Genomic DNA, 24,025 nt, shown 5'->3' on the forward strand with positions numbered 1-24,025 from the left:
TCGGGAGGACGTCACGCGCCGACCTCCTGATAGGCGGCGAAGAGGAGCGACTCGTCGGGGGCCTGCAGCACCGTCGGACGCGCGATGTCGTCGAGCACGATGAAGCGCAGCATCCCGCCGCGGCTCTTCTTGTCGCGCTGCATCGTCGCCAGCAGCTGCGGCCAGGCGCCCGCGCGGTAGGAGGTGGGAAGCCCGAGTGTGTCGAGGATGTCGCGGTGACGCTGCGCCGCGGCATCCGGCAGCCGGCCCGCAAGTCGCGACAGCTCGGCGGCGAAGACCATCCCCACGGAGATGGCGGCGCCGTGCCGCCACCGGTAGCGCTCGGCGTGCTCGATCGCGTGACCGAGGGTGTGGCCGTAGTTGAGCACTTCGCGCAGGTTCGCCTCGCGCAGGTCCTCTCCGACGACACGCGCCTTCATGTCGATCGCCAGCTCGATGCAGCGGCGGAATGCGGCGCTCTGCGGGTCGGTGGCGGCGACGTGGTCGGCCTCGATGAGGTCGAGGATCTCCGGATGCCAGATGAGACCCGCCTTCACCACCTCGGCGAAGCCGGCGACGGTCTCGTTGCGCGAGAGGCTCTCGAGCAGGTCGAGGTCGCAGACCACCGCGCGCGGCGGCCAGAAGGCGCCGACCAGGTTTTTGCCCTCCGCGGTGTTGACCCCCGTCTTGCCGCCGACGGCCGCGTCGACCATGCCGAGCACGGTGGTCGGCACCTGCACGAGCGCGACGCCGCGCAGCCAGGTGGCGGCGACGAAGCCCGCGAGATCGGTGACCGCGCCGCCGCCGAAGCCGACGACGACGTCCGTCCGCGTGAAGTCGGCCTGGCCGAGCACCTGCCAGCAGAAGGCCGCGACCTCGATGCGCTTGCCCTGCTCCGCGTCGGGGATCTCGGCCAGCAGCACCTCGCGGTCGGCGCGCAGGATCTCGCGCAGCGACTCGGCCTGGGCCGACAGCGTCGGCGGGTGCACGATGAGCACCTTGCGCGCCTCCGGCGGCAGCATGGCGCCGACGCCCGCGAGCAGTCCGCGTCCGACGGTGACGTCGTACGGCGCTTCCCCGGCGACGGAGATCGTGGTGGTGTCATCGCTCATGCGGGGTGTCCTGTCCTGGAGGGGCGGGGGTGCGGGGGTCGCGGGCCCATGCCACGATGGCGTCGGCCACCTGCTGCAGCGGGCCGTGCGAGGTGTCGAAGGTCACGTCGGCGACGGCCTCGTAGACGGGCCGCCGCGCGCGCAGGATCTCGGTCCAGCGGGTCATGGGATCGGTCGGCGCGCTGGGCAGCCCGGGCTCGGCCGCAGGGCCGCGCAGCAGCGGGCGGGCGCTGTCGCGCACGCGACCGGCCACCACGCGCGGCTCCACCGTCAGCAGCACCACCCGGTGGTCGGCGAGCGCGGCGCGGCTGCCCTCGTGCAGCACCGCTCCCCCGCCGAGCGCGACGACGCCGCCCTGGGCGAGACCGGCGAGCACCGCATCCTTCTCCCACTCGCGGAACTGCGGCTCACCGTGCTCGGCGAAGATCGTCTCGATCGGTCCGTGGTCGCGGATCACCGCGATGTCGGAGTCGTAGAACGGCACCTGCAGGGCCTTGGCCACACGCCGGCCGATGCTCGTCTTGCCGGCGCCCATGGGGCCGATCAGCACCAGCGCGGGGTGCGTGCCGCTCATGCGCCCGCGAGGGCGGGATCGCTCGCGGCGGCGGTCTGGAGCGTGGCGGGAATGGCGTCGAGGTAGCCGCGCAGGTTGCGTCGGGTCTCGCCGACGCTGTCGCCGCCGAACTTCTCGAGCACGACCTCCGCCAGCACGATCGCGACCATGGCCTCCGCCACGACACCGGCGGCGGGCACGGCGCAGACGTCGGAGCGCTGGTGGTGCGCGGCGGCCGTCTCGCCCGTGGCGACGTCGATGGTGCGCAGGGCGTGCGGCACGGTGGCGATCGGCTTCATGCCCGCCCGCACGCGCAGCACGGTGCCCGTGGACATGCCGCCCTCGGTGCCGCCGGCGCGGTCGGTCGAGCGGGTGATGCCGTCGTCGGTGGCGAAGAGCTCGTCGTGGGCCTGCGAGCCGCGGCGCGTGGTCGTGAGGAAGCCGTCGCCGACTTCGACGCCCTTGATGGCCTGGATGCTCATGATCGCCTGCGCGAGCTTCGCGTCGAGGCGGCGGTCCCAGTGCACGTGCGAGCCGAGCCCCGGCGGGAGACCGTAGGCGAGCACCTCGACGATGCCACCGAGGGTGTCGCCGTCCTTGCGGGCGTCGTCGACCTCGGCGACCATGCGCGCGGAGGTCGCGGCGTCGAAGCAGCGCAGCGGATCGGCGTCGAGCGCGTCGACGTCGTCGGGGGACGGGAGCCGCGCGTCATCGGGCACCCGCACCGGTCCGATGGACAGCGTGTGGCTGACCAGGCGGATGCCGAGCTCTCCGAGGAACGCGCGGGCGACGGCGCCGAGGGCGACGCGGGCCGCCGTCTCACGGGCGCTTGCGCGCTCGAGGATCGGCCGGGCCTCGTCGAAGTCGTACTTCTGCATGCCGACCAGATCGGCGTGACCGGGGCGGGGGCGGGTGAGGGCCGCACCGCGCCCGCGCGAGCGGTCGGTGAGATCGATGGGCTCGGGGCTCATCACCTCGATCCACTTGGGCCACTCGGTGTTGCCGATGCGCAGTGCGATGGGGCTGCCGAGGCTGAGGCCGTGGACGACGCCGCTGGACAGCGACAGCTCGTCCTCCTCGAACTTCATGCGGGAGCCGCGGCCGTAGCCGAGCTTGCGTCGAGCGAGGTCGGCACGGATCGCCGTCAGGGTGATGGGCACACCCGAGGGCAGGCCCTCCATGATGGCGACGAGTTCGGGGCCGTGCGATTCGCCGGCCGTGAGCACGCGGAGCATCCCCCTAGTCTCCCACGGCCGCGCGGCGCATGACGGCGAGCACGTCCGCCTCGTCGGGCAGCGGCTCGTCGGTGCGCCCGGTCGAGAACACCCGCATCTGCAGGACGGCCTGATGCAGCAGCATCCCGAGTCCAGGCACGGCGCGTCCGCCCCCCTCCTGCCACACCGTCGCCAGGGCGGTGGGCCACGTGCCGTACACCACGTCGAGCAGCAGACCCCCCGACGTCGCGAGGGTCCGTGCCGCGGCATCCGGCATCGCGGCGTCGCCCGGGAGCGTCGCGACGGTGAGCGGGACGGCGACCGCCTCGGCCTGCGGGAGCGGCGCGGCGGTGACCCCGACACCCAGCTCCTCCCCCAGCGTCATCAGCGCTGCGGCGGCCTCGGGGCGGCGCGCGACCACCTCGACGCGCTCGGCGCCGAGCTCCGCGAGCGCGACGAGGGCCGAGGTGGCCGTCGCCCCCGCGCCGATGATGCGGGCGCTCTCCACGGCGGTCATGCCCTCATCGGCCAGGGCGCCGACGATGCCGCCGACATCGGTGTTGAACCCGTGGGGACCGCCGGGCGTCAGCAGGAGGGTGTTCACGGCGGCAGTGAGCTCGGCGCGGCGGTCACGGGTGGCCGCGGCGGCGAAGGCGACGGACTTCAGGGGGTACGTGAGCGACAGCCCGCGCCAGGCGTCGTCGAGAGAGGCCAGGGCCTCGTCGAATCCGGATGCCGCGACCTGCCGCCGTCCGTACGTCCACCGCCACCCCAGCCGGGCGTAAGCCGCGGCGTGGAGCTGAGGTGAGCGGCTGTGGGCGATCGGTTCGCCCCAGACCGCCAGCCGGTCGCCGGCGGTCAGCACCCCGAGTCCGGGTGATCGGCGCACCACGCCTGCCACTGCTTCACGGCGGCGTTGTGGTCGGTGAGATTCGTGGTGAACACCGTCTCGCCCGTATCGAGATCGACCGTCACGAAGTACAGCCACGGGCCGTCGACGGGGTGCATCGCGGCGTCGATGGCGAGATCGCCGGGGTTGGCGATCGGGCCGACCGGCAGACCGGCGTTCACGTACGTGTTCCACGGGTTCGGGTCCGCGAGGGCCTCGGCCGAGCTGCTCACGGTGCCGTCGTGGTTCTCGCCGTACCCGTACTGGGCCGTCGAGTCCATCTGCAGCAGTCCGAAGGTCTCCCTGTTGGAGGGGTCGAGACGGTTCTCGATGACCCGCGAGACCTTGTAGAAGTCCTGCTCGAACCGCGCCTCGCGCTGGATGATAGACGCGACCGTGAGCACGCGCTCGCGGTCCTCCACCGGCACGCCGGCCTTGTCGAGCGACTCGATCGTGCGGTCGACGAGGCGCGTGATGACCTCGGAGGCCGTGACCCCCGGGTTGAACTCGTACGTGGCGGGGAACAGCCAGCCTTCGAGGCTGGACGCGGTGACGCCGTACGCCGACGGGTCGGCCACGGCGGCCTGCAGGTCGGCGAGCGGGATGCCGATGCCGTCGGCGAGGATCGGCAGCGACTGCGCGACCGTGAGGCCTTCGCGCAGCTGCGCGCCGTTCTCCATCTTGCTCGCCGGATTCAGCAGCGCCGCCAGCGCGGCCTCGGACGTCATCTGCTTCTGCAGCTTGAAGACGCCCGGGATGAACGGTGGGTTCTGCGAGGTGTCGATGAGGTAGTCGTAGAACGCGGTCGGCGTCTTGGTGACGCCGGCGTCGAAGAGGTGCTGCGAGATCGGCAGGCCGGTGTCGCCCTGCGCGATGGTGATGATCGCGTCTCCTTCGGCAGCACCCGCGTCGAACTCCTGCGACTCCTCCCACCCCATGAAGGCGCGGATCTTGTCCTGGTAGGTGTTCCAGACGTACGCGCCGCCGGCAGCGACGCCGCCGACGAGCAGCACGACGATCGCCAAGGCGATCCAGCCGCCGATGCGCCGCTTGCGCCGGTTGGGCGGCGGGGGCGGGGCGCCGAGCTCGTCTGTCGTGCGCGCCCCGGTGAAGAGGTCGTCCAGGGTCGCCGTCGCCGCGGTGGCGTGGGCGTCGGCCGTCCGCGAGCGCTCGGGAGCGGTGGCCACGGAGGACGGACGCGCACCGGCCGCCGCGGCGCCGACGGTCTCCGGCGCGCGGGGTGCGCCCACCGGGCGCGCCTGCTCGACGCGGTCGTACGGCGCCGGGCGGGGCGGCGTCTCGTCGGCGGGAGCGGCCGCAGCACGGGCGGCGCGTCGCGAGACCGGCGGCGCCGCGGCATCCGCTCGCTTCTCTCCGCGAGGCTCCGGAGCGCCGTTCGAGGACGCGTCGGCCGACGGGCGATCGGCAGCGCCGGCGGCTGCGGAGCCGGCCCGGGGATCAGGGAGCTTGCCGAACAGATCCGCGAACGGATCGTCGAACGGCGAGGGCGAATCGGGCATGTCAGGCGGACTCCTGGGCCGGGGGGACGGGGGTTCCGGGTGGTCGGCCGCTGCTCTTCTCGACGTCGAGAGCCTGCTGCAGCAGGACGACCGCCGCGACCTGATCGACAATGCTACGAGAGTTTCGCTGGGATCTGCCCGCATCTCTCAGCGCCGCATGCGCAGACACGGTGCTCAGGCGCTCGTCGACGAGGCGGACGGGCACGACGGATGCCGCGGCCACCGCGGCCGCGAAGTCCCGCGCGTCCTGCGTGGAGGCGGTGTCCTCGCCCCGCATGTTCAGCGGCAGTCCGACCAGGATCTCCGTCGCCGCGTACTCGTCCGCGAGGGCCGTGATCCGCGCCACGGCGGCCTTCGCGCGCGGCACCGTCTCGACGGGGACGGCGAGCAGGCCGTCGGGGTCGCTGCGCGCGACCCCGACGCGGGCCTTCCCCACGTCCACACCGATGCGTACGCCGCGGCGGAAGTCCGTCACCGGGTCGCCGACTCCAGCGCGCTGCGGATGGCCGTGAGCGCGGCGGGCAGCTGCGAGGCGTCCGCTCCCCCGCCCTGCGCGACGTCGTCGCGGCCGCCGCCGCCGCCGCCGAGCACGCCGGCGGCGAGCTTCGCGAGCGCTCCGGCCTTCGCGCCGGCGGCACGGCCGGGCTCGTTGGTGGCGACGATGACGACGGGTCGGTCGTTCACGACGGCGCCGAGGGCGACGGCACCGGGCGCCGTGCCGAGGCGGTCCCGCACCTGGAGCGCCAGGGTGCGGACGTCGTCTCCCGAGCCCGCGGCCCCGATCGACTCGGCGACGAGACTGATGCCCCCGGCATCCGCCGCCTTCTGCGCGAGGGCGGGCGCGCGGTCGGCCATCGCCCTGGCCTCGAAGGCCGCGATCTTCTTCTCGGCGGCCTTGAGGTTGGCGGAGAGCTCCGCGATGCGCGTGGCCAGCTGGTCGCGGGGCGTCTTGAGCGTCGACGTGAGCTGCGAGACGATGGCGCGCTCGGCCGCCAGGTCGCGGAAGGCGTCGAGTCCGACGAGGGCTTCGACGCGCCGGTTGGAGGCGCCGACCGACGACTCGCCGACGAGGTTCACGAGTCCGATCTCCGAGCTGCGTGACACATGCGTGCCACCGCAGAGCTCGCGCGACCACGGACCGCCGATGTCCACCATCCGCACGGTGGTGCCGTACTTCTCGCCGAACAGGGCCATCGCGCCGGCCGCCTTCGCCTCGTCGAGCGACATGACGCGCGTGGTCACCTCGAGGTTGTCGCGCACCGCATTGTTGGCGATCTCCTCGATCTCCGAGCGCGTCTCGGGCGACAGGGCCGAGCTCCAGTTGAAGTCGAAGCGCATGTAGCCGGCGCGGTTGAGCGAGCCGGTCTGGGTCGCGCTGCGGCCCAGCGTGTCGCGGATGGCGGCGTGCACGAGGTGCGTGGCCGAGTGGGCCTGCTGCGCGGAGTGGCGGTTGACCGCGTCGACGACCGACGCCGCGGGCTGCCCCACGCCGACCTCGCCGATGGAGACCTCGACCGTGTGGCTGATGAGCCCGGGCACGGGGCGCTGCACGTCGAGCACCTCGAGCTCGAAGCCCGGACCGACGATGACGCCCTTGTCGGCGACCTGACCGCCGGATTCCGCGTACAGCGACGTCTCGGCGAGGATGACCTCGGCGATCTGGCCCTGCACCGCGCGGTCGACGGAGCGTCCGTCCACCAGGATCCCCAACACGCTCGACTCGGTCTCCAGGTCGGTGTAGCCGGTGAAGACCGTCTCGCCCTGCGCGCGCACCTCGCGGTACACGCTCTGGTCGGCGATGGCGCCCTTGCGCGCCCGTGCGTCGGCCTTGGCGCGGGTCCTCTGCTCGAGCATGAGCGAGTCGAAGGCGTCGCGATCGACCGTGAGACCCGCCTCCTCGGCGATCTCGAGCGTGAGGTCGATGGGGAAGCCGTACGTGTCGTGGAGGAGGAAGGCCTCCGACCCCGACAGGGCGGTGCCCCCGGCATCCTTCGTCTGCACGACGGACTGGTCCAGGATGCTGGAGCCCGCCGCCAGCGTGCGGAGGAACGTCTGCTCCTCGGCGACGGCGTACGCCGACAGGCGCGCATACTCGGTCTCGACCTCGGGGTAGGCGGCCTTCATCGCGTCGCGCGACGCCGCGAACAGCTCGGGGAAGCTCGCGCCCTCCACGCCCAGGAGGCGCATCGAGCGGATGGCGCGGCGCATGATGCGGCGCAGGATGTAGCCCCGGCCCTCGTTCGAGGGCGTGACGCCGTCCGAGAGCAGCATGAGCGAGGACCGCACGTGGTCGGCGATGATGCGCAGCCGCACGTCGTCCTCGTGGTCGGCGCCGTAGGTCTTGCCCGACAGGGTCGCCGCCACGTCGAGCACCGGACGCACCTGGTCGGTCTCGTACATGTTCTGCACGCCCTGCTTGATGAAGGCGATGCGCTCGAGCCCCATGCCCGTGTCGATGTTGCGGTTGGGCAGCTCTCCGACGATGTCGAAGTCGTACTTCGAGGTCACGTTGGTGATCTCGTACTGCATGAACACGAGGTTCCAGATCTCGACGTAGCGGTCGTCATCGGTGGCCGGTCCGCCGTCGACGCCGTATTCCGGTCCCTGGTCGTAGAAGATCTCCGAGCAGGGGCCGGCAGGCCCCGGCAGTCCGGTGCTCCAGTAGTTCGTGTCCTTGTCCAGACGCTGGATGCGGTCCTCGGGGAGGCCCGCGATGTCGCGCCACAGTCCGTACGCCTCGTCGTCGTCCTTGTAGACGGTGACCCACAGGTCCTTCGGGTCGAATCCGAGGCCGCCGTCGGACTCGGGGCCGGTGAGCAGCTCCCACGCGTAGCGGATGGCGTCGGCCTTGAAGTAGTCGCCGAACGACCAGTTGCCCAGCATCTGGAAGAAGGTGCCGTGCCGCGGGGTCTTGCCGACCTCTTCGATGTCGTTGGTGCGGATGCACTTCTGCACGTCGGCCGCGCGGGGGTAGGGCGGCGGGACGACGCCGCTCAGATACGGGATGAACGGCACCATGCCGGCGACGGTGAACAGCAGCGCCGGGTCGTCGGCGACGAGCGAGGCCGACGGCACGATGGTGTGCCCCCGCTTCTCGAAGAAGTCCAGGAAGCGGGAGGCGATCTCGGCGGTCTGCATGTCGTCCTTGTCAGGGCAGGGGTCAGACCTCGGTCGCCCGAGGTCTGCGTGCGGAGGGGGTCAGTTCTTGTCGGAGCCGGCGGCGTCGTGCGCCTCGTCGGCCGCCTGCTTCACGTGCTCGATGGCCTCGCGGGTGGCGTCGTGCGTCCCCTCGCCGGCGACCTTGACGGTCTCGTGGGCGTCGGATGCCGCGTCCTGAGCCTTGTCGGCGGCGTCGGCGGCCTTGTCGGCGACGTCGGATGCCACGTCCTTGGCCTTGTCGGTGGCGTCTTCCGCCTTGTCGGCGACGTCGGATGCGACATCCTGAGCCGTGTCGGCGGCATCGGAGGCCACGTCCTGGGCCTTGTCGGACACGTCGGACGCGACATCCTTCGCCTTGTCGGACACGTCGGACGCGACATCCTTCGCCTTGTCGACGACGTCGGACGCGACCTCCTTGACGGAGCCCACGGCGTCGGCTGCTGCGCCGCGCACCCCGCCGACGATCTCGGAGAAGCGGGACTCCTGCTCGCGGTAGGCGTCGCCCACGGCGTCGGTGAACTCGCTGATGCGCGAGTCGACCTCGGCGAGGAGCTCATGCCCCCGCGGGTCCTTGTTGACCAGGTGAGCGGCGACGAAGCCGCCGCCGATGCCGAGCAGGAACCAGAGCAGACTCTTCACAGTCATCACTTCCTAAGCGTGGGGGCCGCGGTCGCGGTGTCCCCATCGTAGGCGGAAACGACGAAGGACGCCGGGTGACCGGCGTCCTTCGCGTGCGCTGCCGGCCGAGTCGGCGGGCAGCGGGTGAGTGAGCTGTGCTCATCCGGACGCGGGCGCTGACGCGCCCACGGCCGGCCGCGACGCTAGCGCGCCGCGTAGTACTCGACGACGAGCTGCACGTCACAGGTGACGGGCACTTCGGCGCGCTTGGGGCGACGCACGAGACGCGCCTGCAGCTTGTCGAGCTCGACCTCGATGTAGCCCGGGACGGGGGGCAGAACGTCGGCGTGGCCGCCGGCGGCTGCGACCTGGAAGGGCTCGGTGCCCTCGGACTTGGCCTTGACGTGGATGAGCTGTCCGGGCTTGACGCGGAAGGACGGGCGGTCCACGAGCTGGCCGTCGACCAGGATGTGGCGGTGCACGACCATCTGGCGCGCCTGCGCGGTGGTGCGGGCGAAGCCGGAGCGGACGACGAGCGCGTCCAGACGCATCTCGAGCAGCTCGACCAGGTTCTCACCGGTCAGGCCGTCCTTGCGGCGGGCCTCGTTGAACGTGTTGCGCATCTGCTTCTCGCGGATGCCGTACTGCTCGCGCAGACGCTGCTTCTCGCGGAGACGGACGGCGTAGTCGCTGTCCTGCTTGCGCTTGGTGCGACCGTGCTCGCCGGGAGCGTAGGGACGCTTCTCGAGGTAGCGGGCGGCCTTGGGGGTCAGCGCGATGCCGAGTGCGCGTGACAGGCGGACCTTGCGGCGGTCCTGGGACTTCGTAGCCACGAAGTTCTCCTTCCGATGACGTGGCCGCGACTGTCGCGGCTCACGGACGTATCCGCTTCTCCTCGCCCTGCTCGGACTGCACGCCGGGGCACGCCGAAAGGTGGATCAAGAGGAGAGGGGATGCCCGAAAACAGCGTTTCGAGCCGGTTCAGCCTACCAGAGCCCGGTCCGTGCGCCGATTCGTGACTGTCGCCCCTCCGTCGAGCGAGCGCAGCGAGTCGACACGCCCTCACTGCCCGTCGAGGATCCGCCGGATCTTCTCGAGTCGGGCCTGCACGTCACGCTCCGCGCCGTGGTTCGTCGGCTCGTAGTAGCGGCGCCCGCGCAGCTCGTCGGGGAGGTGCTGCTGCGCGACGATGCCGATGTCGCTGTCGTGCGGGTAGCGGTAGCCCTTGCCGTGCCCGAGGCGCTTGGCCCCCGGATAGTGCGCGTCGCGGAGCGGTGCCGGCACCCGGCCGAATCCGCCGGCGCGCACGTCGGCGATCGCCTGATTGATGGCGTTGTAGGCGGCGTTGGACTTCGCGGTCGTCGCAAGATAGGCGGTCGCCTCGGCGAGGGGGATGCGTCCCTCGGGCATGCCGATGAAGGCGACCGCGTCGGCGGCGGCGACGGCGATCTGCAGGGCCTGCGGGTCGGCGAGCCCGATGTCCTCCGCGGCCGAGATGACCAGCCGCCGCGCGATGAACCGGGGGTCCTCCCCCGCCTCCACCATGCGCGCGAGGTAGTGCATCGCCGCGTCCACGTCCGATCCGCGGATCGACTTGATGAAGGCGCTGATGACGTCGTAGTGCTCGTCGCCCTGGCGGTCGTAGCGCAGCAGGGCGCGGTCGACGGCCTGGGCGATGTGCTCGGCCGTGACCACGGGCGGCTCGTCGGACCCCTCCGCCGGCGCGGCCATCGACGAAGCGGCTTCGAGTGCGGTGAGCGCACGACGGGCGTCGCCCGACGCCAGCCGGACGACCGCCGTCCGCGCCTCGTCGTCGAGCACGACAGCGCCGGCGAGACCTCGCGGGTCGCTGACCGCACGGTCGACGAGGGCGCCGAGGTCGTCGTCGCTGAGCGCGCGCAGCGTCAGGAGGAGGGAGCGCGACAGCAGCGGCGAGATCACGGAGAACGAGGGGTTCTCCGTGGTGGCGGCGATGAGGATGACCCACCCGTTCTCGACGCCGGGGAGCAGCGCGTCCTGCTGCGCCTTCGTGAAGCGGTGGATCTCGTCGAGGAAGAGGATCGTCGACTGCCCGTACAGGTCGCGTTGGTTGAGCGCCTCCTGCATCACCTCGCGAACGTCTTTCACGCCTGCGGTGACCGCCGACAGCTCGACGAAACGCCGTCCGGACGAGCGGGCGATCGCCTGCGCGAGCGTCGTCTTGCCGGTGCCGGGAGGACCCCACAGGATGACCGAGACAGCGGATGCCGCGGCATCCGCATTCGCCAGAGCCACGAGCGGAGACCCGGGTCGCAACAGGTGCGACTGGCCGGCGACCTCGTCGAGGGAGGTCGGCCTCATCCGCACGGCCAGGGGCGTCTGGCCCTGGAACAGCGCGGAGGTCGGAGTCACCCGTCCAGGCTAGTCGCGGCATCCGACGCCCGGTCGTGTCGGAGCGCCCGCGACCCTCCTCCCCGGTTTTGGCTCGCCGCCGCGCCGCGCCGTAGGATCGTCGGCGTCCGGAGGATCCGCGACCGAGAGGGGCCGGCGTGACCACCAGCGGGGGCAGGGAGCGCGGCACGCGCGCCGAGCGCGAACGAGCGCGGCTCTACACGGCGCGGTTGTCCTTCCACGACGGGCTGATCCGCCGCCGCCGGCGCGATAACCTCCTCTTCGGCATCATCGGCGGCCTCGTGATACTCGGCATCGCCGGCTTGCAGACCGCGTACTACGTGTCAGGCCCCGGTGTGCCGCCTCCGGTGGAGTCGCCCGCGCCCTCCGCCACGGTGCCTGCCGAAGACGCGCCCGCGCCGACCGAGCCCGTGCCGACCGACGCACCCGTCCCGACCGAGGTGCCCGACCCGGCCGCCACGCCCACCACCGCGCCCTGACCGCGGGATTCCCGGCGGCGCGGACCCACCGGTAGGCTCGATCGCGTCCATCCCCCACAGGCGGCGCGAGCCGCATTGAGGTGCCTCCCGTGACTGCCGCTGCAGAGTCCACTCCCGTTCAGCCCGAGACCCCGGAGGGCGCCGTGGCGCCCGTCGAGGAGTCCGCGACCCCCGTGGACGAGTCGTCCCCGGCCGACACCGCCGGCGAGGGCGCCGACGTGTCCGTCGACGACGCGCCCTCCGTCGAGGAGCCGTCCGTCGAGGAGGCGTCCCCCGTCGACGGATCGCCCGCCGCCGAAGAGGCTCCCGCTCCGGAGACCGCCCCGACGGTGGCGGAGCCGTCCGCGGCCGACTCCGTCGCGAGCGTCATCGCCGAGGCGCCCGACGTCGAGGTGCCCGCCGATGCGGAGGCGCCGTCGACGGTCGAGACGGCCGCCGACGAGACCGAGCCCGCGGTGACCGGCGACGCCGAGGTCACTGGAGAGGACCCCGACATCGAGGTCTCCTCGTCCGCCGAGGCCCCGGCTGCAGCATCCGCCTCTGTTCCCGCTGATGACGCTCCCGCTGATGACGCTGCCGCTGACGCCGCGCCGGCAGACGAGGCTCCGGCTGACGCCGCCCCGACCGACGAGGCTCCCCCCGCCCCCGCGCCCGCAGCCACTCCGGCGCCGCGGCCGAGCCCGTCGCCGCGCCCGGCTCCGCGCCCCCCGCTCCCCCGCGCTCCGCAGCCGACGGCGCCCGCCGCCGCGACCGAGTCCTCCTCGACCGAGCCCTGGGGCCGCGTCGAGGACGACGGCACCGTGTCGGTCCGCGAGGGTTCCGAGTGGCGCGTCGTCGGGCAGTACCCCGATGGCACCCCTGCTGAGGCCCTCGCCTACTTCGAGCGGAAGTTCTCCGACCTCGCCAGTGAGGTGACGCTCCTCGAGGGCCGTCATCGGGCGGGCGGCGCCTCGGCGTCCGACCTCCGGTCCACCGCAGAGGCTCTCCGCGGCCGCGTCGTGGGCGCAGCCGCCGTCGGAGACCTCGCCCGGCTCGATGCGCGCCTGAGCGTGCTCACCTCCGAGCTGGCGGCTGACTCCGAGTCGGAGGCCGCCGCCGCCAAGGAGGCGGTGCAGGAGGCAGTCCGCTTCCGCACCGAGCTCGTCGAGAAGGCCGAGGCGCTCGCGGCCCGTGATCCGAAGAGCATCCAGTGGAAGCAGGCGTCCGCCGATCTGGCGTCGCTGTTCGAGCAGTGGCAGGCGCATCAGCAGGACGGTCCCCGGTTGCCCCGGTCGACCGGGCAGCAGCTGTGGAAGCGATTCCGCGATGCCCGCTCGATCGTCGACAAGCACCGTCGCGAGTTCTACGCCGGCCTCGACGAGGAGCACAAGGGCGTCAAGGAGCGCAAGACGCGCCTCGTCGAGAAGGCCGAGGCCCTCGCGCCCAAGGGCGAGGACGGCATCGGCGCGTACCGTGAGCTGCTCGACCAGTGGAAGACCGCCGGTCGCGCGGGCAAGAAGGTGGACGACGCCCTGTGGGCGCGCTTCAAGGCTGCCGGCGACGCGCTGTACTCCGCCCGCGGAGAGCGCGAGGCCGCCGAGACCGAGGCCTCGCAGGAGAAGATCGCCGCCAAGCGCGAGCTGCTCGCCGAGGCCCGCACCGTCGCCGACGAGTCGAACCCCGGTAAGGCCCGCACGCTGCTGACGGGCATCCAGCGTCGCTGGGACGAGATCGGACGCATCTTCCCCCGTGACAAGGAGCGCGCTCTCGACGACGAGCTCCGCAAGATCGAGACCGCGCTGCGCGGTCGCGAAGACGTCGAGTGGAAGCGCAACAACCCCGAGACGAAGGCGCGCGCCAACGACATGACGCGCCAGCTCACCGACGCGATCGAGAAGCTCGAGCAGGAGCTCGCCGCGGCGACCGCGTCCGGTGACAAGAAGGCGCAGGCACGCGCCGCCGAGGCGCTCGAGGCCCGCAAGGCCTGGCTCCGCGCCGTCGGCGGCTGACCCGCGGCGTCCGCCCGTCCGGAGAGCCGGTCCTCCCCCTCATCCGGGGAGGGCCGGCTCTCCACATGTCGGCCGGACGTCGTCCCACGGATGCCGCGCGTGCGCAACGCTGGCGTGCATGACGTCCCCGTTCCTCTACTTTGCCGGCACCCGGCTCTCCGGTGCCGAACTGTGCGCCGCACGCCTCGACGGGCACGTGGTGGAGCTCGGCGAGGGGTGGATCCCGGCGGACGCCGTCGAGACCGCGGCGCTCCGGGCCGCATCGCTGGAGGGCCTGCTGGGCGCCACGCTCGCCGCCACGCACCTGTCGGCGGCCTGGGTGCACGGCGCCCTCCCCGACCCGCCCGCGCGACACACCGTTCAGCGCGCGGTCGCCTGGCGGGTCCATCAGGTCATCGATCGGAGACGGATCTACCGCGACCTGCGCGTGCACCCCGACGACCTGATGCTCCTCGGCGGGGTGCAGGTCACCGATCCCGTGCGGACGCTCGCCGACTGCGCGCGCACCCCCGACGACGCGCACACGATCGCCGCGCGACTGCTGGCCGACGCCGAGCCCGGGCTCGTCGGCCGCGCAGCCGAGTGGCTCGATGCGCACGGCCCGCTCCCACGCAAGCGCTCGGCCCTCGCGCTCCTGGCCGGGCTCGCGGCGCGCACGATGGCGGCGGATCGCGAAGCCCCGCGGAAGGAGAACGGTGAGACGGCGACGCCGGTCGAGGCCGCGGCGACACTCGTCGAAGGACGCGGTGACGAACGCGACGACGTGGTGACGCGGTCTACGACGTGGTGACGGGGTCTACGACGTGGTGACGCGGTAGACGTCGTACACGGCGTCGATGCGGCGGACGGCGTTGAGCACGCGATCGAGGTGCACGATGTCGCCCATCTCGAAGACGAACCGGCTGAGCGCCAGTCGGTCGTTCGTCGTCGACACCGTCGCCGAGAGGATGTTGACGTGATGCTCGCTGAGCACGCGGGTGACGTCGCTCAGCAGGCCGGAGCGATCAAGCGCCTCGACCTGGATGTGCACCAGGAAGACGCTTTTGGTCGTCGGGGCCCACTCGACCTCGATGACGCGCTCCGGGTCGTTCAGCAGCGACTTGACATTCGTGCAGTCCGCGCGGTGCACGGACACGCCGCTCCCCCGCGTGACGAAGCCGACGACCTCGTCACCGGGCACCGGTGTGCAGCACTTGGCGAGCTTGACCAGGATGTCGGGCGCGCCGCGCACGAGCACGCCGGAGTCGCCGTCGCGGGGGCGCCGCGAGCGTCCGACGCCCGGCAGGTCGATGGGGCCGGTCGAGGTGTCGTTCGAGCTGACCAGCGCGGTGACCTTCTCGATCACCGACTGGGTCGACACGTGACCCTCGCCGACGGCGGCGTAGAGGGCCGAGACGTCCTCGTAGCGGAGCTGGCGGGCGACGTCCGCGAAGGAGTCCTGGCTCATCAGCCGCTGCAGGGGCAGGTTCTGGCGCCGCATCGCGCGCGCGATGGCCTCCTTGCCCTGCTCGACGGCCTCTTCGCGGCGCTCCTTCGTGAACCAGCCGCGGATCTTGTTGCGCGCGCGGGTGCTCTTGACGAAGCCGAGCCAGTCCTGACTGGGGCCGGCGTCGGGGTTCTTGGAGGTGAAGACCTCCACCACGTCGCCGGACTGCAGCTCGGACTCGAGCGGTACGAGGCGCCCGTTGACCTTGGCGCCCATCGTGCGGTGGCCGATCTCGGTGTGCACGGCGTAGGCGAAGTCGACGGGGGTGGCGCCGGTGGGCAGTCCGATCACGCGGCCCTTCGGCGTGAAGACGTAGACCTCTTTGGCGCCGATCTCGAACCGCAGCGAGTCGAGGAACTCACCGGGGTCGGCGGTCTCGGCCTGCCAGTCGGAGATGTGCGCGAGCCAGACCATGTCGGCGTCGACGGACTTGTCGTCGGTCTTGCCGCCGGTCATCCGCTCCTTGTACTTCCAGTGCGCCGCGACACCGTACTCGGCCTGCTGGTGCATCTCGTTGGTGCGGATCTGGATCTCGACCGTGCGACCGCCGGGACCGATCACCGTGGTGTGCAGCGACTGGTACAGGTTGAACTTCGGCGTGGCGATGTAGTCCTTGAAGCGACCAGGCAGCGGCGTCCACCGCGCGTGCAGCGAGCCGAGCACGGCGTAGCAGTCGCGCACCGTGTTCACGAGCACGCGGATGCCGATGAGGTCGTAGATGTCGTCGAACTCGCGGCCGCGCACCACCATCTTCTGGTACACGGAGTAGAGCTGCTTCGGCCGCCCCATCACGCGCCCGCGGATGCGGAGGTCGCGCAGGTCGGCGTCGACCGCGTCGATCACGCTGTGCACGTACTGCTCGCGCTGCGGCGTGCGCTGCTTGACCAGGCTTTCGATCTCGGCGTAGAGCTTCGGATGCAGCACCGCGAACGACAGGTCCTCGAGCTCCGACTTGATCGCCTGGATGCCGAGCCGATGGGCCAGCGGAGCGTAGATCTCGATCGTCTCGGTCGCCTTGCGGCGGGACTTCTCCGGCGGCACGAAGCCCCACGTGCGGGCGTTGTGCAGGCGGTCGGCGAGCTTGATGAGGAGCACGCGGATGTCGCGCGACATCGCCACGATCATCTTGCGGACCGTCTCGGCCTGCGCGCTCTCGCCGTACTTGACCTTGTCGAGCTTGGTCACGCCGTCCACGAGCATGGCGACCTCGTCGCCGAACTCAGCCGTCAGCTCGTCGAGGCTGTAGTCGGTGTCTTCCACCGTGTCGTGGAGAAGCGCGGCGGCGATCGCCTTCGGACCGAGCCCGAGGTCGGCGAGGATCTGCGCGACGGCGAGGGGGTGCGTGATGTACGGCTCGCCGCTCTGACGCTTCTGCCCTTCGTGCGCGCGTTGCGCGACCGCGTAGGCGCGCTCGATGATCGCCAGATCGCCCTTGGGATGGTGCGTGCGCACCGTTCGCATCAGCTGCTCGACGTCGTCGCGTCGCGCCGAGCGAGAGAAGATGCGCGGAACGAGCCGGCGCAGCGACGACGGGGCCGGAACGGTCTCGGTCACGCGATCTCGCCCCCTCCGGTCGAATCTCCCCATCCTACGCCCGGCACGCGGGCGTCAGATGTCTAGGCGGGGATGCCCGCCTTCTCGCGCGAGGCCCGCACGCGAGCATCCCGCGCCTTGGTGGCGGGCTCGTTCTCGCGGAACAGGGAGTACAGCGGAGCGGCCACGAAAATCGTCGAGTAGGCGGCGACGATCGTTCCGACGAAGATCGACAGCGAGATGTCGCTGAGGGTCTGCGCGCCGAAGGCGAAGGCGCCGATGAACAGGATCGCGCCGACGGGCAGGATCGCGACGACGGTCGTGTTGATCGAGCGGATCAGCGTCTGGTTCACCGCGAGGTTCACCGACTCGCCGAAGGTGCGACCCGAGATCTCACCGTCTTCCCGCGTGTTCTCGCGGATCTTGTCGAAGACGACCGTCGTGTCGTAGAGGGAGTACGACAGGATCGTGAGGAATCCGATGACGGCGGCAGGAGAGATCTCGAATCCGGCCAGCGCGTAGACGCCGATCGTGATCACGAGCACGTCGACGACGCCGACGATCGCCGCGGCCGACATCTTCCAGGTGCGGAAGTAAAGCGCGAGGATGATGAAGGTCAGAGCGAGGAAGATGGCCAGGCCCCAGAGGGACTGGCGGGTGACGTCGGCTCCCCAGCTGGGTCCGATGAAGGATGCCGTGACCTCGCTCTCCGGGACGCTGTAGGCGTCGGCGAGAGCCGTGGTGACGGCGCGGGTCTCCTCGGGCGTGAGCTGATCGGTCTGCACGCGGACGGCTGTGGTGCCGACCGTGGTCACCTTGGTCGTGGCGGTGGCGACGACCGTCTGCACGGCCTCGGTGGCCGCCGCCTGGTCGGGCGACTCGACGCCCGACACGGTGAACTGCGATCCTCCGGTGAACTCGATGGAGAACTGCACCGGTCGCACGAGCGGCACGAGCACGGAGGCGATGACGAGGACGGCGGCGATGATGAACCACACGCGCCGACGGCCGACGAACGGGAAGGACGTCTTGCCGGTGTAGAGGTCGTTGCCGAGCTGATTCATGGAGCGCATCAGTCGTCCCCCTCCTTCGCGGTCGAATCCGATGTGGTGCTCTTGCGGCCTGCGGCGGCCTGTTCGGCGCGCTTGCGCTCGGCGATCGTCTGGCGACGCTCCGCCTCACCGCGGGACTTGGTCGCCTTGCGGGCCTGCGACCCGGCGGCGGCCACGGCGGGGGCGCGGAACTCCGCGCGTCCGCGATAGACCGCGCCGAGGGCGTTCGGGTCCATGCCCGACAGCGGGTGGCCGGAGCCGAAGAAGCGCGAACGGGCGAGCAGCTGCATCACGGGGTGCGTGAACAGGATGAAGATCAGGATGTCGATGACCGTCGTGAGGCCGAGCGTGAAGGCGAAGCCCTTCACCGTCGCGTCCGCGAGGATGTACAGCACGATCGCGGCCAGGATGTTGATCGACTTCGAGATGTAGATCGTGCGGCGTGCACGCGACCAGCCGTCCTCGACGGCGCCGGTGATCGACTTCCCGTCGCGCAGCTCGTCTCGGATGCGCTCGAAGTACACGATGAACGAGTCGGCGGTGAAGCCGATCGTCACGATGAGGCCCGCGACGCCGGCGAGCGACAGGCGGAAGCCCATGCGCCACGCGAGGATGCACAGCGCCACGTACGACAGCACGCCCATCACCGCGAGCGAGGCGATGATGACGAAGCCGAGGGCGCGGTAGACGATCAGCGAGTAGACCGCCACCAGGATCAGGCCGATGATGCCGGCGATGAGACCGATCTGCAGCTGCTGGGAGCCGAGGGTCGCCGAGATCGTGTCGGAGCTGACCACCTCGAAGCTGAGCGGCAGTGCGCCGTACTTCAGCTGGTCGGCCAGCACCTTCGCCGAGTCCTGGGTGAAGCTGCCCGTGATGCTCGGATTGCCGTCGAGGATGATGCCGTTCATCGACGGGGCCGAGAGGACCTTGCCGTCCAGGACGAACGCGAACTGGTTCAGGGGCGCCGTGGCGCCGTAGAGCCGCTGGCTGATCTGACCGAACGTGCTCGTGCCGGCGTCGTTGAACTTGAGGTTGACGGCCCACTGGCCGTTGGTGGTCTGCAGTCCGAACGTGGCGTCCGAGATCGATGACCCGTCGAGCTCGACCGGTCCGAGGACGTACTTCACCGACCCGGCGTCGTCGCACGTGATGAGCGGCTGGTCCTTGGGAGCGGATGCCGGGTCGTTGGCCGTGTCGGAGCAGTCGTACGACAGGTACTCCGCCTGCAGCTTCGGCGTGATCCACGACGGGTCGCTGCCGTTGGTGGGCGACGCCGTCGGCGTGGCCGCGAGCGAGGGATCGGGCGTCGGGTAGGGCGTGGCCTGCCCGTCATCGCCGACGAACGACGTGGCCGGCGAGCCGGTGAACAGCACCGCGCGCAGCTGCAGCTGGGCGGAGGCCTGGATGCGCTGGCGGGTGGCGTCGTCGGCCTGACCGGGGATCTGGACGACGATGTTCTTGCCGCCCTCGGTCGTGACATCCGCCTCGCCGACACCCGAGGCATCCACACGCTGGCGGATGATCGTGACGGCCTGGGCGAGCTGCTCCGGGTTGGGGTCGGCGCCGTCGGTGGTCTGGGCGGCGAGGATGATCTGCGTGCCGCCCTGGAGGTCGAGAGCGAGCTCGGGCGTCCAGGAGCTCTTGCCGAAGACGTAGACGCCGAGCGCGTTGATGCCGAAGAGCAGCGCGGTGACGACCAGGAGTCCGGTCAGCGCACGCCAGGCATGCCGGACGGGAGTGGAAGTGGCCAAGGAGGGTCAGCTTTCTCGGTCGCCCCGAAGGGCGGGGTGTCAGGCCTGGGGCTTGGTGCCGGGCACGTCGGGGTCGATGCGGGCATCGGCGTCCGCGGTCGTGCGGCGGCTCTCTGCGATGCGCTGGTCGTCGCTGATCGACGTGATGTCACCGCCGGCGACGCCGGCGATGTACTCCGCCTCGCTGGCCTCGGCCTCGATGAACTCGTCCTCGGTCACAAGACCCTCGGCCGGGTTGACGACGCGCAGAATGGCCTGGCTGTGCACCTTGATGTCGACGCCCGGGGCGATCTCGACGAGCGCGGGCTGGTCGAGGTTGTCGGGGTCGAACTCGACGATGGTGCCGTAGAGGCCTCCCTGCAGCAGCACCTCGGCGCCGGGCACGGTCTGACGGGCCTTCTGCTCCTGCTCCACCTTCTGCTTCTGCACGCGACGACGCGACGAATAGAACATGAAGACCAGCAGCAGGACGAGGAGGATGATCAGGCCGTACTGGCCGAAGAAGTCCGCGAAGCTCATGAGAGAGGTGGGCACCTTTCGAGTGGGGCGCGCCAGGCGGCACTGCCATGCAAGGGAATCAGGCGAAAGCCTTCAGGAATTATAGGTCATCGAATCTGAGCGCACCGTCGGGGTGCGGCACGCCCAGGTGCGCGTAGGCCTCGGGCATCGCGATCCGTCCTCGGGGAGTGCGGCCGATGAAGCCGATCCGCACGAGGTAGGACTCGACCACCGACTCGATGGTGTCGGACTCCTCCCCCACGGCGACCGACAGTGTGCCGAGCCCCACGGGTCCCCCGCGGAACCGTCGGACGAGCGCGTCGAGCACGGCACGGTCGAGCCGGTCGAGCCCGATGTCGTCGACGTCGTACAGCTCCAACGCGGCGCGGACGGTTCCGAGGTCGACTCCGGAGCTGCTGGCAGAGCCGTGCACGACGATGTAGTCGCGCACGCGGCGCAGCAGGCGGTTGGCGATGCGGGGCGTGCCGCGCGAGCGCCGTGCGATCTCAGCACGCGCCGACCGGGGCAGGTCGACGTTCAGCATGGCCGCGGAGCGCTCGACGACCCGCTCGAGCTCCTCCGGCTCGTAGTACTCGAGATGGGCGGTGAAGCCGAAGCGGTCGCGCAGCGGATTGGGCAGGAGCCCGGAGCGCGTCGTGGCGCCCACCAGGGTGAAGGGTGAGAGATCGAGAGGGATGCTGGTGGCACCGGCTCCCTTGCCGACCATGATGTCGATGCGGAAGTCCTCCATCGCGAGGTACAGCATCTCCTCCGCCGAGCGCGCCATGCGGTGGATCTCGTCGATGAACAGCACTTCACCCGGAGTGAGGCTCGACAGGAGCGCGGCGAGGTCTCCCGCGTGCTGGATCGCCGGACCGCTCGAGAGGCGCAGCGGGCGCCCGCTCTCGTGCGCCACGATCATCGCCAGGGTCGTCTTGCCGAGCCCGGGAGGGCCGGACAGCAGGATGTGGTCGGGGGCGCGCTCCTGGATGCGCGCGGCATCGAGCAGGAGCTGGAGCTGTCCTCGCACCTTCTGCTGACCGACGAACTCGGCCAGCGACATCGGGCGCAGCGCACCCTCGATGGCCAGTTCCGTCTCGTCCGCCGGCTCAGCGGCGTCGCGCGCGTCAGCCACCCACGGGCTCCTTGCGCGCCGGGCCCAGCACGGACAGCGTGAGGCGCAGGAGCGCCGGCACCGATGCGCGGTCTACCGCCGACGCGTCTTCGGCGACGCCGGCGACGGCCTCCGCCGCGACGCGCTCCGACCAGCCCAGTCCCACGAGCGCCTGAGTCACCTGCACGACGATGTCGGGCGACGCGTCCGGCGTCGACGTGCTCCGCGGGGGCGCCAGCTTGCCGGCCAGCTGCACGACGATGAGCTTCGCGGTCTTCGGGCCGATGCCCGAGACGCGGCGGAAGGGCGCGTCGTCGTCGGCCGCGACCGCCTCGGCGATCTGGTCGACGCTGAGACCGGACAGCACGCCGAGCGCCGACTTCGGCCCGACGCCCGAGACGCTGAGCAGCTGCACGAAGACGACGAGCTCCTCGCGGCTGGAGAAGCCGAACAGCGAGAACGCGTCCTCCCGGACGATCAGCTGCGTGTGCAGGTGGAGCGTCTGGCCGAGGTGCGCCGACCGCGAGACCTGGGGCGTGACCGCCACGGTGAAGCCGACACCGCCGACGTCGAGCACCACGGCATCCGGCTCGATGTGCACGGCCGTGCCGCGGAGGGTGGAGATCATGCGTCGAGTCTACGGACCGGTTCGCAGGTTTGTTCGAGCGACACTCGGCCAGCACCGCCGACGATGATCAGCGCCGCGAGGCCTTCTCAGCGTTCGCCCACGCCCGCTGCGCCGGTGTCAGGGCAGCGCCGGAGGAGGCGGTCGTCGGCGTCCCCCGCCACGCGTGGCACATCGCCAGGGCGAGCGCGTCCGCGGCGTCCGCCGGGGTCGGCAGCTCGTCCATCCGGAGTACGCGGGCGACCATCGTCTGCACCTGGCGCTTGTCGGCGTTGCCGTACCCGGTGATGGCGGCCTTGACCTCGGAGGGCGTGTGGGTCGCGGCCGGCAGTCCGTTCTCGGCGGCGATCAGCAGGGCGATGCCGCTGGCCTGCGCGGTGCCCATGACGGTGCTGCGGTTCTGCTGCGCGAACACGCGCTCGACCGCCACCACGTCCGGACGGTGCTCGGCGATCACGGCACGGATGCCGGCGCCGATCAGCGCCAGCCGCTGCTCGATGGGCAGGTCGGGGTGCGACCGGATGACGCCGAGGTGCACGAGCGTGGCCGAACGGTCCCGTGCGACGTCGACGATGCCGACACCGCAGCGCGTGAGGCCCGGGTCGATGCCCAGGATGCGCCGGGTGGGAGTCGTCGTCACCCCCTCACGCTACGTGCGGGTCGCATGCGTGCCGACGAGGCGCGCGGTGTCCTACTCGTCGTTCTCGAGCTCCGCCTGCACCTCGGCGGTGAGGTCGAAGTTCGAGTACACGTTCTGCACGTCGTCGCTGTCCTCCAGCGCGTCGATGAGACGGAACACCTTGCGGGCGGTGTCGACGTCGATCTCGACCTTGAGGCCGGGCACCCACTCGACGTCGGCCGACTCGTAGTCGATGCCGGCGTCCTGCAGGGCGGAGCGCACGGTGACCAGGTCGCTGGCCTCGGTGACGATCTCGAATCCCTGCGGGTGCGGCTCGACGTCTTCCGCGCCGGCCTCGAGCACCGCGAGCATGACGTCGTCCTCGCTGGTCTCCTCGCCGCCGACGACGATGACGCCCTTGCGGTGGAAGTTGTACGAGACGCTGCCCGGGTCGGCCATGGTGCCGCCGTTGCGGGTCATGGCGGTGCGCACCTCGGCGGCGGCGCGGTTCTTGTTGTCGGTGAGGCACTCGATCAGCAGTGCGACGCCGTTCGGTCCGTAGCCCTCGTACATGATCGTCGTGTACTCGATGGACTCACCGGTGAGTCCCGCGCCGCGCTTGACGGCGCGGTCGATGTTGTCGTTGGGGACCGAGGTCTTCTTCGCCTTCTGGATCGCGTCCTGAAGGGTCGGGTTTCCTGCGAGGTCGGCGCCGCCCATCTTGGCGGCGACTTCGATGTTCTTGATGAGCTTGGCGAACGACTTGGCGCGACGGCTGTCGATGACGGCCTTCTTGTGCTTCGTCGTCGCCCACTTGGAGTGGCCGGACATTCCTCCAGTCTACGACGCGGGGCGTCGCGGGCAGAGCGCGGCGCATCCGCTTCCGGCGTCGTCAGGCGGTGATCTTCACCAGCGTGCGCAGGTTGCGGTTCGTGGTGGTGCTCTTGTAGCGGGCGCGCCCGATCACCTTCGCGAACGGCGTTCCAGCGTGCGTCCCTTCGGCGGGCTCCAGTACAGGACGCCCTTCCCCTCTGCGACCGGATCGGTCTCGGTGTCGGAGAGGGATGCCGCGGCCTCCGCCAGTTCGGCGAGCACCGCGGCATCCGACGAGAACAGCACGTACGGCTGGCGTCCATCATCGTCGGCGTCGAAGGGGAACGCGGTCACGGCGTTTTCGAGCTCCGCGCGGGTGAGCAGCACGATCCACGCGTCGTAGCCGAAGCGCTCGCGCAGGGCCTTCTCGATGCTCGCTTTCAGGGCGCTGCGGCGGGAAGGCGCGTCATCCGTCTCGAATCGGACGTTGCCGCTGGCGAGGAAGGTGCGCACCTCCGCGTGCCCCAGATCACGGAACATCGCGGCGAGGTCGGCCGACCGGACCGTCACGCCGCCCACATTCACCCCGCGCAGCAGGGCCACCCACGTCGTGCTCATGCCCGCACTGT

At 71.1% G+C, this 24,025-nt stretch carries 22 protein-coding genes; 3 read left to right on the forward strand and 19 right to left on the reverse strand.

Annotation, left to right across the window (positions count from 1 at the left end; genetic code table 11):
- Positions 1-11: 11 nt before the first annotated feature.
- The 10 genes from aroB to CVS47_RS06890 form a co-directional block, all read right to left on the reverse strand.
- Complete coding sequence (gene aroB, locus CVS47_RS06845; protein ID WP_127095436.1) at positions 12-1,091, reverse strand: 3-dehydroquinate synthase; 1,080 nt, start codon at positions 1,089-1,091, stop codon at positions 12-14.
- Positions 1,081-1,665 (reverse strand): shikimate kinase, encoded by a 585-nt coding sequence (locus CVS47_RS06850; RefSeq protein WP_127095437.1) that lies wholly within the window; start codon positions 1,663-1,665, stop codon positions 1,081-1,083. The genes aroB and CVS47_RS06850 overlap by 11 nt, the downstream gene beginning before the upstream one ends.
- Positions 1,662-2,879, reverse strand: a complete 1,218-nt coding sequence (aroC, locus tag CVS47_RS06855; protein ID WP_127095438.1) for a chorismate synthase — start codon at positions 2,877-2,879, stop codon at positions 1,662-1,664. The genes CVS47_RS06850 and aroC overlap by 4 nt, the downstream gene beginning before the upstream one ends.
- Positions 2,880-2,883: 4 nt before the next feature.
- Positions 2,884-3,750 carry a shikimate dehydrogenase family protein gene (locus tag CVS47_RS06860; RefSeq protein ID WP_127095439.1) on the reverse strand — a complete coding sequence of 289 codons (867 nt, stop codon included), beginning with the start codon at positions 3,748-3,750 and terminating at the stop codon, positions 2,884-2,886.
- Positions 3,717-5,267 carry an endolytic transglycosylase MltG gene (gene mltG, locus CVS47_RS06865; protein ID WP_127095440.1) on the reverse strand — a complete coding sequence of 517 codons (1,551 nt, stop codon included), beginning with the start codon at positions 5,265-5,267 and terminating at the stop codon, positions 3,717-3,719. The genes CVS47_RS06860 and mltG overlap by 34 nt, the downstream gene beginning before the upstream one ends.
- Position 5,268: 1 nt before the next feature.
- A complete protein-coding gene (ruvX, locus tag CVS47_RS06870; protein ID WP_127095441.1) occupies positions 5,269-5,742 on the reverse strand; it encodes a Holliday junction resolvase RuvX in 474 nt (157 codons plus the stop codon).
- Positions 5,739-8,405, reverse strand: a complete 2,667-nt coding sequence (gene alaS, locus CVS47_RS06875; protein ID WP_127095442.1) for an alanine--tRNA ligase — start codon at positions 8,403-8,405, stop codon at positions 5,739-5,741. The genes ruvX and alaS overlap by 4 nt, the downstream gene beginning before the upstream one ends.
- A gap of 60 nt (positions 8,406-8,465) precedes the next feature.
- Positions 8,466-9,071, reverse strand: a complete 606-nt coding sequence (locus tag CVS47_RS16915) for a hypothetical protein (protein ID WP_241240302.1) — start codon at positions 9,069-9,071, stop codon at positions 8,466-8,468.
- 176 nt (positions 9,072-9,247) lie between these two features.
- A complete protein-coding gene (rpsD, locus tag CVS47_RS06885) occupies positions 9,248-9,877 on the reverse strand; it encodes a 30S ribosomal protein S4 (protein WP_127095443.1) in 630 nt (209 codons plus the stop codon).
- Between the two features lie 229 nt (positions 9,878-10,106).
- Complete coding sequence (locus CVS47_RS06890) at positions 10,107-11,435, reverse strand: replication-associated recombination protein A (protein ID WP_127095444.1); 1,329 nt, start codon at positions 11,433-11,435, stop codon at positions 10,107-10,109.
- A 137-nt stretch (positions 11,436-11,572) separates the two neighbouring features.
- On the opposite strand from CVS47_RS06890, the gene CVS47_RS06895 reads away from it, so the two are divergent.
- The 3 genes from CVS47_RS06895 (at position 11,573) to CVS47_RS06905 (ending at position 14,692) form a co-directional block, all read left to right on the forward strand.
- On the forward strand, positions 11,573-11,914 hold the full coding sequence (locus CVS47_RS06895; RefSeq protein WP_127095445.1) for a dioxygenase: 342 nt from the start codon (positions 11,573-11,575) through the stop codon (positions 11,912-11,914).
- 89 nt (positions 11,915-12,003) lie between these two features.
- On the forward strand, positions 12,004-13,902 hold the full coding sequence (locus CVS47_RS17035) for a DUF349 domain-containing protein (RefSeq protein ID WP_338142383.1): 1,899 nt from the start codon (positions 12,004-12,006) through the stop codon (positions 13,900-13,902).
- A 118-nt stretch (positions 13,903-14,020) separates the two neighbouring features.
- Complete coding sequence (locus CVS47_RS06905; RefSeq protein ID WP_127095446.1) at positions 14,021-14,692, forward strand: hypothetical protein; 672 nt, start codon at positions 14,021-14,023, stop codon at positions 14,690-14,692.
- A 6-nt stretch (positions 14,693-14,698) separates the two neighbouring features.
- Here CVS47_RS06905 and CVS47_RS06910 read toward each other — a convergent pair whose 3' ends face one another.
- From CVS47_RS06910 to CVS47_RS06950, 9 genes are all read right to left on the reverse strand, one after another.
- Positions 14,699-16,942 carry a RelA/SpoT family protein gene (locus tag CVS47_RS06910; protein ID WP_241240303.1) on the reverse strand — a complete coding sequence of 748 codons (2,244 nt, stop codon included), beginning with the start codon at positions 16,940-16,942 and terminating at the stop codon, positions 14,699-14,701.
- 62 nt (positions 16,943-17,004) lie between these two features.
- On the reverse strand, positions 17,005-17,994 hold the full coding sequence (gene secF, locus CVS47_RS06915; RefSeq protein ID WP_127095448.1) for a protein translocase subunit SecF: 990 nt from the start codon (positions 17,992-17,994) through the stop codon (positions 17,005-17,007).
- A complete protein-coding gene (gene secD, locus CVS47_RS06920; protein ID WP_127095449.1) occupies positions 17,994-19,727 on the reverse strand; it encodes a protein translocase subunit SecD in 1,734 nt (577 codons plus the stop codon). The genes secF and secD overlap by 1 nt, the downstream gene beginning before the upstream one ends.
- 39 nt (positions 19,728-19,766) lie before the next feature.
- A complete protein-coding gene (locus CVS47_RS06925) occupies positions 19,767-20,261 on the reverse strand; it encodes a preprotein translocase subunit YajC (protein WP_315266689.1) in 495 nt (164 codons plus the stop codon).
- Positions 20,262-20,325: 64 nt separating this feature from the next.
- A complete protein-coding gene (ruvB, locus tag CVS47_RS06930) occupies positions 20,326-21,360 on the reverse strand; it encodes a Holliday junction branch migration DNA helicase RuvB (protein WP_127095450.1) in 1,035 nt (344 codons plus the stop codon).
- On the reverse strand, positions 21,353-21,967 hold the full coding sequence (gene ruvA, locus CVS47_RS06935) for a Holliday junction branch migration protein RuvA (RefSeq protein WP_127095451.1): 615 nt from the start codon (positions 21,965-21,967) through the stop codon (positions 21,353-21,355). The genes ruvB and ruvA overlap by 8 nt, the downstream gene beginning before the upstream one ends.
- Positions 21,968-22,034: 67 nt before the next feature.
- A complete protein-coding gene (ruvC, locus tag CVS47_RS06940) occupies positions 22,035-22,604 on the reverse strand; it encodes a crossover junction endodeoxyribonuclease RuvC (protein ID WP_127095452.1) in 570 nt (189 codons plus the stop codon).
- 51 nt (positions 22,605-22,655) lie between these two features.
- Positions 22,656-23,414, reverse strand: coding sequence for a YebC/PmpR family DNA-binding transcriptional regulator (locus CVS47_RS06945; protein WP_127095453.1), 759 nt, complete (start codon positions 23,412-23,414; stop codon positions 22,656-22,658).
- Positions 23,415-23,546: 132 nt separating this feature from the next.
- Positions 23,547-24,014, reverse strand: coding sequence for a DUF1697 domain-containing protein (locus tag CVS47_RS06950; protein WP_241240304.1), 468 nt, complete (start codon positions 24,012-24,014; stop codon positions 23,547-23,549).
- Positions 24,015-24,025 lie beyond the last annotated feature (11 nt).

The organism is Microbacterium lemovicicum (assembly GCF_003991875.1).
Taxonomy (GTDB): Bacteria; Actinomycetota; Actinomycetes; order Actinomycetales; family Microbacteriaceae; genus Microbacterium; species Microbacterium lemovicicum.

What these genes read in the sequence shown, in the direction of transcription:
- CVS47_RS06945 (WP_127095453.1), bottom strand. Translation starts at nt 23,414, where the DNA reads ATGTCCGGCCACTCCAAGTGGGCGACGACGAAGCACAAGAAGGCCGTC.
- secF (WP_127095448.1), bottom strand. Translation starts at nt 17,994, where the DNA reads ATGCGCTCCATGAATCAGCTCGGCAACGACCTCTACACCGGCAAGACG.
- CVS47_RS06905 (WP_127095446.1), top strand. Translation starts at nt 14,021, where the DNA reads ATGACGTCCCCGTTCCTCTACTTTGCCGGCACCCGGCTCTCCGGTGCC.
- aroB (WP_127095436.1), bottom strand. Translation starts at nt 1,091, where the DNA reads ATGAGCGATGACACCACCACGATCTCCGTCGCCGGGGAAGCGCCGTAC.
- alaS (WP_127095442.1), bottom strand. Translation starts at nt 8,405, where the DNA reads ATGCAGACCGCCGAGATCGCCTCCCGCTTCCTGGACTTCTTCGAGAAG.
- mltG (WP_127095440.1), bottom strand. Translation starts at nt 5,267, where the DNA reads ATGCCCGATTCGCCCTCGCCGTTCGACGATCCGTTCGCGGATCTGTTC.
- CVS47_RS16915 (WP_241240302.1), bottom strand. Translation starts at nt 9,071, where the DNA reads ATGACTGTGAAGAGTCTGCTCTGGTTCCTGCTCGGCATCGGCGGCGGC.
- CVS47_RS06950 (WP_241240304.1), bottom strand. Translation starts at nt 24,014, where the DNA reads ATGAGCACGACGTGGGTGGCCCTGCTGCGCGGGGTGAATGTGGGCGGC.
- aroC (WP_127095438.1), bottom strand. Translation starts at nt 2,879, where the DNA reads ATGCTCCGCGTGCTCACGGCCGGCGAATCGCACGGCCCCGAACTCGTC.
- ruvA (WP_127095451.1), bottom strand. Translation starts at nt 21,967, where the DNA reads ATGATCTCCACCCTCCGCGGCACGGCCGTGCACATCGAGCCGGATGCC.
- CVS47_RS06850 (WP_127095437.1), bottom strand. Translation starts at nt 1,665, where the DNA reads ATGAGCGGCACGCACCCCGCGCTGGTGCTGATCGGCCCCATGGGCGCC.